The sequence below is a fragment of the Microbacterium sp. ZW T5_56 genome (assembly GCF_044987425.1).
In the GTDB taxonomy this organism is placed as follows: domain Bacteria; phylum Actinomycetota; class Actinomycetes; order Actinomycetales; family Microbacteriaceae; genus Microbacterium.
In genome coordinates this window covers 1-3332 of record NZ_JBJDRI010000069.1, presented here as the reverse complement: position 1 = coordinate 3332, position 3332 = coordinate 1, and the positions used below count along the sequence as shown (strand labels likewise).

General features: G+C 53.6%; 1 rRNA gene. It reads right to left on the bottom strand.

Annotated elements, in window-relative coordinates:
* Positions 1-11: 11 nt before the first annotated feature.
* Positions 12-3112, bottom strand: a 23S ribosomal RNA gene (locus tag ACI3KU_RS18905).
* Between the last annotated feature and the right edge of the window lie 220 nt (positions 3113-3332).

The following is a 3332-nucleotide window of genomic DNA, read 5'->3' as shown; positions in this document are numbered from 1 at the left end:
GGAGGGGGGTGTTTATCAAGTCATCGGCTTATTAGTACCAGTCAGCTACACGCATTACTGCGCTTCCACATCTGGCCTATCAACCCAGTAGTCTGGCTGGGAGCCTCTCACCCGAAGGTATGGAAATCTCATCTTGAGGCCGGCTTCCCGCTTAGATGCTTTCAGCGGTTATCCATCCCGAACGTAGCTAACCAGCGGTGCTCTTGGCAGAACAACTGGCACACCAGAGGTTCGTCCAACCCGGTCCTCTCGTACTAGGGTCAGATCCTCTCAAATTTCCTACGCGCGCAGCGGATAGGGACCGAACTGTCTCACGACGTTCTAAACCCAGCTCGCGTACCGCTTTAATGGGCGAACAGCCCAACCCTTGGGACCTACTCCAGCCCCAGGATGCGACGAGCCGACATCGAGGTGCCAAACCATGCCGTCGATATGGACTCTTGGGCAAGATCAGCCTGTTATCCCCGAGGTACCTTTTATCCGTTGAGCGACAGCGCTTCCACAAGCCACTGCCGGATCACTAGTCCCGACTTTCGTCCCTGCTCGACTTGTCAGTCTCACAGTCAAGCTCCCTTGTGCACTTACACTCGACACCTGATTGCCAACCAGGTTGAGGGAACCTTTGGGCGCCTCCGTTACTTTTTGGGAGGCAACCGCCCCAGTTAAACTACCCACCAGGCACTGTCCCTGAACCGGATTACGGTCCGAAGTTAGATATCCAGAGTGACCAGAGTGGTATTTCAACAACGACTCCACACCCACTAGCGTGAATGCTTCACAGTCTCCCACCTATCCTACACAAGCCACACCAAACACCAATACCAAGCTATAGTAAAGGTCACGGGGTCTTTCCGTCCTGCTGCGCGTAACGAGCATCTTTACTCGTAATGCAATTTCGCCGAGTTCGCGGTTGAGACAGTTGGGAAGTCGTTACGCCATTCGTGCAGGTCGGAACTTACCCGACAAGGAATTTCGCTACCTTAGGATGGTTATAGTTACCACCGCCGTTTACTGGGGCTTAAATTCTCAGCTTCGCCTTACGGCTAACCGGTCCTCTTAACCTTCCAGCACCGGGCAGGCGTCAGTCCGTATACATCGTCTTGCGACTTAGCACGGACCTGTGTTTTTAGTAAACAGTCGCTACCCACTAGTCTCTGCGGCCACCAAACGCTTTCGGAGCAAGTCCTAATACGCCGATGGCCCCCCTTCTCCCGAAGTTACGGGGGCATTTTGCCGAGTTCCTTAACCACGATTCTCTCGATCTCCTTGGTATTCTCTACCTGACCACCTGAGTCGGTTTGGGGTACGGGCGGCTAGAACCTCGCGTCGATGCTTTTCTTGGCAGCATAGGATCACCCACTTGATACGCATCGTGTCTCAGCCTATATAAGTGACGGATTTGCCTATCACTCAGCCTACGCACTTGCACAGCGACAACCATCGCGCTGCTGGGCTACCTTCCTGCGTCACACCTGTTAATACGCTAACCGCACCAGAACGGGATCGTACGCTAGGCCTTACCCCATCACCCGAAGGATCCGGTCATAAGGATTCAGATACTTAGCACTACTGGATTAGCTTGGGCGGTTCTTCGCCGGTACGGGAATATCAACCCGTTGTCCATCGACTACGCCTGTCGGCCTCGCCTTAGGTCCCGACTTACCCAGGGAAGATTAGCTTGACCCTGGAACCCTTGGTCTTTCGGAGGACGTGTTTCTCACACGTCATTCGCTACTCATGCCTGCATTCTCACTCGTGTAGCGTCCACGGCTGGATCACTCCGCCGCTTCACTCGCCACACGACGCTCTCCTACCCATCAACACGGCTGGACCACGAAGGCCTACCAAAAATGTCAATGCCACAACTTCGGTGGCGTGCTTGAGCCCCGTTACATTGTCGGCGCGGAATCACTTGACCAGTGAGCTATTACGCACTCTTTCAAGGGTGGCTGCTTCTAAGCCAACCTCCTGGTTGTCACAGCAACTCCACATCCTTTTCCACTTAGCACGCGCTTAGGGACCTTAGATGGTGGTCTGGGTTGTTTCCCTCTCGACTATGAAGCTTATCCCCCACAGTCTCACTGCTGCGCTCTCACTTACCGGCATTCGGAGTTTGGCTGACGTCAGTAACCTTGTAGGGCCCATCGGCCATCCAGTAGCTCTACCTCCGGCAAGAAACACGCAACGCTGCACCTAAATGCATTTCGGAGAGAACCAGCTATCACGAAGTTTGATTGGCCTTTCACCCCTATCCACAGCTCATCCCCTCAGTTTTCAACCTAAGTGGGTTCGGTCCTCCACGACGTCTTACCGTCGCTTCAACCTGGCCATGGATAGATCACTTCGCTTCGGGTCTAGGACACGCGACTGAATCGCCCTATTCAGACTCGCTTTCGCTACGGCTACCCCACACGGGTTAACCTCGCCACGTATCACTAACTCGCAGGCTCATTCTTCAAAAGGCACGCTGTCACACCTACCAGGGGTGCTCCAACGGTTTGTAAGCAAACGGTTTCAGGTACTATTTCACTCCCCTCCCGGGGTACTTTTCACCTTTCCCTCACGGTACTTGTCCGCTATCGGTCATCTGGGAGTATTTAGGCTTATCAGGTGGTCCTGACAGATTCACACGGGATTTCTCGGGCCCCGTGCTACTTGGGATACTCTCCACGCCAGAACACGCATTTCGACTACGGGGTTGGCACCCTCTATGACTGGCCTTTCAAAACCATTCGTCTATACGCTTCTGTCACGTCGAAGTTTCGGCAGAAACTTCCGGTGAGTCCCACAACCCCCAACGTGCAACACCTGCCGGCTATCACACACGCAAGGTTTAGCCTGTTCCGGTTTCGCTCGCCACTACTAACGGAATCGCGGTTGCTTTCTCTTCCTGTGGGTACTGAGATGTTTCACTTCCCCACGTTCCCTCTACCCGCCCTATATATTCAGGCGGGAGTCACTAGGTCGGCACGCCGCCCAGCGGGGTTTCCCCATTCGGACACCCTCGGATCAAAACTTGCTTATCAGTTCCCCGAGGCTTATCGCAGATTGCTACGTCCTTCTTCGGCTCCAGATGCCAAGGCATCCACCGTTTGCTCTTAAAGACTTGAATACATGAGTTAAAGAAATAATCAGATCCAAAAATCTGAGATTTCAAAAATGATCCATACAGATCATCTTTAAGATGCTCGCGTCCACTGTGTAGTTCTCAAAGTACGGGCGGTACCCTCCGCACCCACAACACCACGTGCCGCAGACAACAGAAGGTCCAGAAGAAACAGAAACAATCCAAACGGATCGCATCCGGTCCCTCAGGACCCAACAGCGTGCAG